Here is an 8246-nt window from a genome sequence, read left to right as displayed (position 1 = left end):
GCGACAGTCGGGCCCAACGGCTGACCCGACGCCGAAAACCAAGAGCCGGTTGGGTCGCTCCGCGACCCAACCGACCTCACGAAAAATCGAGGCTAGCGCGGCGGTGTGTTCCCTTCTGCGTCCGGATCGGTCGAGCTTGCATCCAGCCCGTTCGAGGATTTCTCCAGGGCGCCCTGGTGTTCCGTTTCGGGCGGGGCGGTACTGCCGGTGTGAAGCAGTGGGCAGTCGGTGCGGGGGCATGGCGCGTGGGTGCAGGCGTTCAGGTTGGCCAGGGCGTATCGGGCGTCGACGACAGCGGGGGCGTCATGCTCGGGGCTGCCGTACAGGAAGCGGGACATCGCGTCCACCGGGGTGTGCAGGTTGCGTACTTCGGTGAGGATGCCGAAGGTGACGTCGCGGTCCAGCGAACCCCGGTGCACGGCCTCGGCCCAGGCGAGCAAGACCCGGTAGGCGGAGTCGCGTACGTCGGGCTGCTGCAAGGTGGCGGCCCATCCAGTTATGAGGAAGTCGCGAATCTGCGGAGCGCTTTGAGCGTGAGTGATCAGGGCGCTCGCCACCCCGCCGGTGGGGACGGTGCCGGCTGCCGCGCCGTGGGGCGATGGGTCGGTCAGTGCCAGGAAAGCGCGCGGTCCTGCGGCGTGGCTCGGGAATCTTTCCAGCCACGTTTCGATAGTTCCGATGATCCGCTTCAGGCCGCCCTGCGACGCGTGTTCCACCAACGCCGCGGCGGCGATCTGAGCGGCTTTATCGTCATAGGCTAGGACGTGCCGGAGCCGAACGAGGGCATGGCTAGGCCAGCGTTGGCCGTAGCGACCGGCGCAGACTTGTGCGACGACCTGCCTTCGGGCCGGGTTTCCTGAACCTGCCCAGTCCAGGAGTTTCCCGTGGGCCGGCCGGGCGAGTTCTTCGGTGAGGGCTGCTTCGGTCAGCAGCTCCGCGATGAGAGTGATCCGATCGTCATTAATCCCAGCTGAGGCCCATGACTCCAGAACGGGGAAGAAGGGAGGGGCGACGGCAGTCCGTGACAGCCCCAGCAGGCGTCGACCGACCTGTTTGCTCCACTCCTGTGCCACTGCTCCCGGAGCGGTGATCCGTTGGAGCCACTGGCGGGTCTGAGTGCGCTCGTTGGCCCAGTGGTGCCAGTCGGTGCGAATGGCCGCCATGGCCAGGCCGGGCCTGGTCGCGAATGTGGCGGTGTCGGTCTCAGTGACGTCCACGCCGACGTCGCGCAGTCGGCGCCGTGGGCTGCGCCCTTCGCGGAAGCGTTGGCGGGTCTGGTCGCCGTGCGGATCGAATTCGGTGGCTGCCGTAATGCATAGCTCTAGCGGAGCGTCCTCAAGGTAGGCGGCCGCCAGCAGCATGACGCGGTCTTGGCCACGTGTACCGCCCTCGGCGAGGAGCTTCTCTAGATAGTGGGTCCATTCCAGGACCTGCTCGCGAACGGATTGCAGGTATTCGTGAGCCCGCTCGGCTGCTGCGGGGTCGGAGTTGTGCTGGGCTTGGACCGCAGCGCCTACATGTTCCGGGTCGATCTGGGCGAGACGTTCGGCGATGCGGACAGCGTTGGCCGGGCTGACGTTGCGGGGGATCAGATCGGCGAAAATGCCGCCGGTTTGGTCGGGGGCTGGCGTCTGGCGCAAAAGCCCACGGTTCGCGGCCCTGTTGGGGTCGGCCTGCAGCCAGTGCGCCTGAAATGGACGCTCTAGCCGGTGGAGCAGGTGCTTGTGGGCGACCTGCGCGGCGTCGGGGGGAACCGCTGGCTCGGGCAGTCGGCCGTCTGGCCAGTCCGTGGGGCCGCCGATCACTACCAGGCCGGAACGGACCTGGTGGAGTGCCGCCGCCCACGAGGTGAGGGCCTGCGCTGTGGCCGCGGTTACGGTTCTTTGTGCGGCGTCTAGGACATAACCCTGTCCGGGCAGTGGGTCGGGAAGAATTTCCGAAGATGGAACTTCGTCCTCATCCCAGTCAGGGGATAGATCATAGATCTGTACGGCGTGCGGGTTCGCCGACTCAAGCGGTGTGAGGTAGTCACGCAATGCCCGCAGGGCCGAGGTCCTGCGCCCGGTCCCATGTTCCCCGGTAATGACGGCCAGCCCGTCCAAGCTGAGCGCTTTCCTCACGTGCTGAGGGGTGGAGGTGCGTGCCCACAGCGGGTCCGTGGCCGCGGTGAGGTCTTTTGGCGGCACGGGGTGGAAGGGCAGCTTTGGCCGCTGATTGAGGTTGATGTGCCCTGAGTTGGGCCCCGCGATCTGAATGAATGGGGCGGTATTGCCCTGTGCGTATTGAGACGGACGAGCGCCTAGCGGTTCTTCCGGCACGCTCAATTCCTCCCCATTTGCACATCGCCGGAGTTGTCGCGCCCGATTTGGATTACTGGGCCTTGATTACCCACTGCGTTCTGGCTAGACAGCGAGGCGGCATCGTTCGGACGAGAGGCAGCCAGAGCCGCCAGATCTTGCACCGCGGCTGGGAAGTCCTCAGCTAGCGTGAGAAAGCGTCGCTTCCAGCGGTCGACCAGTTCCTCGGTACTCACTTCGGAGACCTGGGCCTGGTCGGCGTCGAGTCGACGCAGTTGGCGCTCTTGCTCGTCTTCACCGCCGTGACCGAAGAACCGGGCGACGGCGGCCCGCATCGAAGTCCAGCCCTCCTTGGTCATCTCCGTCACGAGAGCGGCGGCGGCCGCGCCGGCCATAGCCACCAGTTGAGCATGGTCACTCACCTTGACACCCCGTCCAGCTGCGTAAGTGCGGCCCCCGTTACCTCCCGCCTCCCCAGACGGGCAGGTGACCTTGCGGAAGGATATACGCCATTCCAGCCGGACTGGGGCCCTTGCTGCATATCTCACAAAACGGGTTGCGAATAAATCCACTTCTAGTTGGGCCGAAATATCCGGTTCGCTTTGCCGCCGCCGTGGCGAGCGCCGGCGGTGACGCCGTAGCAAACCTGTCGGTTCGAGTCTGCCCATGCACCACGCAGGCCCGTGCGTGATCACGATGGTGCACGGGCCGGTGATCGTTCACGACGTCCTACATTGCCCGCCGTTGGGCAGGGACAATGTCCGGTGTACTCGTCGCCTCGGGCGCCTTGGCCGGGTCGTCCGGCATGCCTTCAGCTGCGCAAGCAGTTCAAAGCATTACTGGTTGAGCCAGACGCTCTCCAGCTCGGCGAGCCTTGCCCTCTGTGCTTCTCGTTCGGGGCTGAGCCGCGCGGCGCGAGCGACGTCTCTCACCTATATGGGAGCGTCTTTCGATAGTCTGGGGTCATGCCTGCCGGACATAACTCCCCCAGGGGGAGAGGACACACACGTCCCATAGCCGCGAAAATCGCGAGGGCTTCGGCAGCAAGCTGGACGGCATCGACCTTGATAGGCGTTGCAGTATTCTTCTTCCCAACAGTTCGCGTCTATGGCAACGAATATGGCCACCCGACTCCTGGGTGGCTATATGCAGTAGCCAGTGCCGGTGCATATATTGCTGGACCCGTAGTGATAGCCATCAGCGTCAGGCAAAGATGGGGAATCGGCCGATATGGTGGCGCGCTTAGTGTGGTCGGCATACTCATGGCATTTGCCGCCATGAGTTCAAAGTATGTTGACCAAGGCAACTTGAATTTCCTCAGTATACTTTTCAGTATGGCAGTACTTCTAATTCCTCAAGTTTTCTCCCTTGGGTTAACTTTCACTTTACGGAGCCATCCTCAAAGTGGAGTCTAGGTTCGTGTGGTCGACCGGAGGTGGCAGGCATCGTGTTGTGGGGGAGTGGACTGGCCGGCCGCTGTGGTTCGGCATTGAAGTTCCCTTGCTCGGCCCAGACTGGAAACAGAAAAAGCCCTGGCCGTCATCAGGGATGACCAGGGCTTCTCTGGATCGTGCGTCACGGCATGCTGCCTGCGGCTACCTATCTCTCGTGGGTCCCTCAGGAGAGAGCTGCGCGCCTGACGAAGTGCTTGACGGCCAGCGCGGCTCGGCGCGGACCCCTGCGGACTTCCGGGGACGGTCAACGCATGGGGCGTACAGCGCGACGCTGGGTGAGGCACCGTCAAAGATGCTTCGAGTCCAATCGCGGGAGCTTACTCCACATCTTGAACTCGCAGGTCAGGCCCGTTCCCCACGCTGGGAACGGGCCTGACTGCCGTAGTGAGTACCGAAGCGAGTACCGAACGTTCGTAGTTGGAGTTCGGGAAGATCAGATCCATGGCCTGTGCGCCGTCCTGGATCACGGGCCGGATCTGCTGCCGGTACACCTTCTCCGTGACCTGCGTCCCGCTGTGGCCCACCAGCAGCGCAATCTCGTCCAGCGGCATCCCGCTGTCCGACAACAGGGCTACGAAGCTGTGCCGCAACTCACGCGGCGTCCAGGCGTCCGGATCCAACCCCGCCAGCGCGATGACCTCGCGGCGGAACGCCCGGAGTACGGTCATCGCCCCCCGCACGGCGCCGGCCTCACCGGCGAACACCAGCGCTTCCGGGTCGAGCGGCTGGGGGAGAGCCCCCCAGCGGTCACGTAGGGCCACCACGCACCGCTGGGGGAGTTTGAGCGTGCGGCGGGACTTCTTGGTCCTGGTGTCACCGCGCGCCCTGACGGAACGCCAGACGTACACGGCGAACTTCGCGCCGGTGAGCAGAGCAAGGACGACGTACTGGCGCATGTCCGATCGCGCACGCTCGGCCGCGGCGAGCACTTGCCTTCGCGGGGGATACCCAGTCAGGACGCCCTTGCCTCGAACAGGTCGGCGCGTGGTCAGCGTAGGGAGGCGGCGAGGGGCAGGAGTTCGGTCAGGGCGCCGCGGGGGCTGATCAGTAGGTCGGTGGCGCCGGCGTCGGCGAAGCGGCGCAGTTCGCGGGTGACCGTTTCCTCGTCGCCTGCGATGACCGTCTCGTGGACGCCGGACAGGCCCTGGCGGTCGAGGACGGCGCGGTAGGCGGGGAAGTCTGACGCTGCGCCGAACTGAGCGGCCAGGTCGCGGCGGACGCTGTCCGGGTCGTCGGTGAGGGCCACTATGGCGCCTGCCAGCACGCGCGGTGCGGGGCGTCCCGCGGATTCGGCGGCCTTGGTGATGGACGGGACGATGTGGTCGGCGATCGCGTCGGCGCCCACCCAGGTCGTCACGGTGCCGTCGGCGAGTTCGCCCGCGATGCGCAGCATGGCCGGGCCCAGCGCCGATACGAGCACCGGCGGCGGGGTCGCGCCCGGCGCCTCCACTGATCCCACCGTGGTCAGTGTCTCGCCGTGGTAGTCGACACTCTCGCCGCGCAGCAGCGGACGCAGGGCGGACAGGTACTCCCGGACGTGCCGCGCCGGACGCTCGTAGGAGATGCCATGTGATCCCTCGATGACCTGCGGGTGGCTCGGGCCGATGCCGAGGGTGAAGCGGCCGCCCGTCATGGCCTGCGCGGTGAGCGCCTGGCTCGCCAGCGCGAGGGGGTGGCGCGGGTACGTCGGGACGATCGCGGTGCCCACCTCGATGCCAGGGGCCTCGCGTCCGGCGACCGCGGTGGTCATGAGGGCGTCCCAGGAGCCCGCGTGCCCGAAGAAGACGCTGTCGAGTCCGGCGTCCCGGGCGAGGCGGACCTGCGTGACGATGTCGTCCAACGGGGCCGTTCCGGCGATGGCGAACAGTCCGATGCGCATGAGCCGCTCCAAGGTGAATCGGATCTTCCGGTTCTGGTTGTGCAGGATAACCTGAATCCCTTGTTCCGGTTGCCTCGGGAGGAGCACGATGCGGGCCGACGCGAAGCGCAACCGCGAGCGGATCGTTTCCTGTGCCCTCGGGCTGTTCGTCGAGCGGGGGCCCGGCGTCAGCATGGAGGAGATCGCGCGGGCGGCGGGCCTCGGCGTGGGCACCCTCTACCGGCACTTCCCCGACCGGCGGGCTCTCGTCGAGGAGATCGCGACCAGTTCGCTCCGGTGTCTCGGAGTGGAGATACGGCGCCTGCGCGAGCAGGAGCTTCCGCGCTGGGAGGTGCTGACCCGGGTCGTCGCCTTCTGCGCTGGTCAGCCGTTCGCGCTCATCAAGGCCGTCGCGGATGGCGATTCGATGCCGGAGGAGCGGCTCGCCTTGCAGGACGAGGTCGACGGCCTCCTCCGGGAGCTCATGCAGGAGGTGCAGGAGGAGGGCGCGATGCGCGATGACATCAGCCCGGCCGAGGCCGTCGAGATCCTCAGCACCGCCGTCTGCCGGCCTGGAGCGCAGGAGGACGACGCCGTCACCCGCGTGATGCTGGACGGCCTCAGAGCGAAGACGCCAGGACGGTGAGCGCGGCCCGGCAAGGTCGCCGCAGGGGCGCGGCTGGTTTGCGCGGCTCAGCTTGCCCGGGGGATATAGGCCAGGCCGTGCGCGCCGGGCTCACCTCGCTTGGCGATGTCGAGCCGGTTGAGTCGCTGCATCGACTCCAGGTCGATGATGTCGACCGTCGAGGAGACGACGCAGGCGACGTATCCGAGCGCGCCGTCCGGTGAGGAGGTGATCGTGAGCGGGAACAGCCCGATCTCCGCCTGTCCGAGCCGGTCGCCGGAGGCGGACGAGAACACCGTCAGCCGCCCGGGGGAGTGGCGGCCCAGCCGGCTCCCGGGGTCGGTGGCCATCCGCAACCCCCCGGCCAGCACCTTGCCGGTCGACGTGACGTGGACGGGGAACACGACATCATCGACCGGCAGGACATCGGTCACGGCGGCGGCCGCGGCATCGATCACGCGGATCCCGGGGGAGGGCGGCTCGGCACCCGCGGCGAACGATCCGTAGGGCGCGGCGACGAACACCCGCGTCCCGTCCGGCGAGACCGCCAGCCCTTCGCTGCCGGGGACTTCGACCTTGGCGGTGAGCGTCCCCTTCTCCAGGTCGACGACCGACACGAACCGCGCCTCCTTGTTACTGGCGTAGCCAGCGGTCCCGTCCGGGCTGATGACGAACCAGTGCGGCCCCGGAGCCTCGGTGTCGATCCGCCCGATCGGACGCCGCGTGCCGGCGTCGACGACCACCACGCCTCCGGGCCTTTCGGCGGATCCCTCGACGCTCACGTACAGCAGCCCGCGCTCGGCGTCCAGCGCGAGGCCGTGCGGCCCGTGCTCCGGCGCCAGGTCGACGACCTCGACGACCCGCCGCGTGTCAGGGTCGATGACGGTGAGCTCGCTGCGCCTGCCGGAGTTCGCGTGGTAGTAGCCCGATTGATAGGTGCCGGCGCACCACAGGAGCCGCCGCCGGGTGTCGGGACGCCCTCCTCCAGGAGAGCAGCGTCACCCGTGCCGCCGAGCGGCTCGGCACCTCTCCGGCCGCCGTCAGCCGCGCTCTCGGACGACTGCGCCGCGCCACAGGGGATCCGCTCCTGGTCCGCGCTGGGCAGCAGATGGTCCCCACTCCCCGCGCGGTGCACCTGCGGGAGGAGGTCCGCTCGCTCCTCGAACACGCCGACGCCGTTCTCGCCCCGGCGCCCGGGCCCGGCCTTCCCGACCTGGACCGGACGTTCACCGCGCAGGTCAGCGACCTCCTGCTGGCCAATCTGGCCACCCTGCTGACCGAGCGCGTCCGCGCGGAGGCGCCCCAGGCCGTACTGGTCTTCCTCCCGGAGTCGATCGAGGGAACTCCCGCCCTTCGCCAGGGCACGGTCGACCTCGAACTCGGCGTCCTGAACCACCTGGACCCCGAAACCTGCACTGAGCCCCTGGTCGCCGTCCCCCTGGTCGCCGTCGCCCGAGCCGACCACCCCCTGTTCGCCGGACCGATCGACGCCCGCCGGTTCGCCGCCGCCGACCACATCGGCATCTCCCGGCAGGGCAAACGCCACGGGCCCATCGACACCGCGCTCGCCCAGCAGGGGCTGCGCCGGCGCACGGCGGCCGTCGTCCCCAGCCATACCGCAGCCCTTCTGATGGCCCGCACCGGCGACCTGGTCTGCCTCACCCTCGACGGATGGTTTCCCGACACCCTCGCTGCCCTCGGGCTGCGCACCTTCCCGATCCCGGTCGCGACCCCGCCGATCGATATCGGCATGGCCTGGCACCCGCGCCACTCGTCCGACCGCGGCCACCAGTGGTTCCGTGACCAAATCCGCGCCACCGTCCGCCACAACACCCCTTCTCCACCTACTGAGACGTCGTCTCATGCGAAAGGAGACCGGCAGGCTTGAGGGGGTTCTGCAAGCAGTCGGGCGGCGCGTTCCATGGCCGCAGGGTCGGCGAGATGCATGAGGTCGAACAGTCCCTCGACGTCGCTGGACGAGATCAGAACCCGACCGGACGCCCGCCAGATCC

General features: G+C 67.7%; 7 protein-coding genes. 2 read left to right on the top strand and 5 right to left on the bottom strand.

The window, feature by feature from the left end; genetic code table 11:
* Positions 1 to 92 precede the first annotated feature (92 nt).
* From CHC11_RS40350 to CHC11_RS16415, 4 genes are all read right to left on the bottom strand, one after another.
* Complete coding sequence (locus CHC11_RS40350; RefSeq protein WP_143227081.1) at positions 93 to 2318, bottom strand: hypothetical protein; 2226 nt, start codon at positions 2316 to 2318, stop codon at positions 93 to 95.
* 2 nt (positions 2319 to 2320) lie between these two features.
* The gene (locus CHC11_RS16425) at positions 2321 to 2719 is read right to left on the bottom strand and encodes a hypothetical protein (RefSeq protein ID WP_143227080.1); all 399 of its coding nucleotides are present in this window, start codon (positions 2717 to 2719) and stop codon (positions 2321 to 2323) included.
* Positions 2720 to 4068: 1349 nt separating this feature from the next.
* On the bottom strand, positions 4069 to 4647 hold the full coding sequence (locus tag CHC11_RS16420; protein WP_089312631.1) for a tyrosine-type recombinase/integrase: 579 nt from the start codon (positions 4645 to 4647) through the stop codon (positions 4069 to 4071).
* A gap of 92 nt (positions 4648 to 4739) precedes the next feature.
* Positions 4740 to 5630, bottom strand: a complete 891-nt coding sequence (locus tag CHC11_RS16415) for an LLM class F420-dependent oxidoreductase (protein ID WP_089312630.1) — start codon at positions 5628 to 5630, stop codon at positions 4740 to 4742.
* Positions 5631 to 5718: 88 nt separating this feature from the next.
* Here CHC11_RS16415 and CHC11_RS16410 point away from each other — a divergent pair, with 88 nt between their 5' ends.
* A complete protein-coding gene (locus CHC11_RS16410) occupies positions 5719 to 6255 on the top strand; it encodes a TetR/AcrR family transcriptional regulator (RefSeq protein ID WP_089312565.1) in 537 nt (178 codons plus the stop codon).
* Between the two features lie 47 nt (positions 6256 to 6302).
* Here CHC11_RS16410 and CHC11_RS16405 read toward each other — a convergent pair whose 3' ends face one another.
* Entirely contained in the window at positions 6303 to 7016 is a 714-nt protein-coding gene (locus CHC11_RS16405) for a YncE family protein (protein WP_218826110.1), read from the bottom strand.
* Between the two features lie 146 nt (positions 7017 to 7162).
* Here CHC11_RS16405 and CHC11_RS16400 point away from each other — a divergent pair, with 146 nt between their 5' ends.
* Positions 7163 to 8122 carry a LysR family transcriptional regulator gene (locus tag CHC11_RS16400; protein WP_089312564.1) on the top strand — a complete coding sequence of 320 codons (960 nt, stop codon included), beginning with the start codon at positions 7163 to 7165 and terminating at the stop codon, positions 8120 to 8122.
* Positions 8123 to 8246 lie beyond the last annotated feature (124 nt).

The organism is Actinomadura mexicana (assembly GCF_900188105.1).
GTDB lineage: Bacteria > Actinomycetota > Actinomycetes > Streptosporangiales > Streptosporangiaceae > Spirillospora > Spirillospora mexicana.
This window is presented reverse-complemented; position numbering and strand designations above follow the sequence as displayed.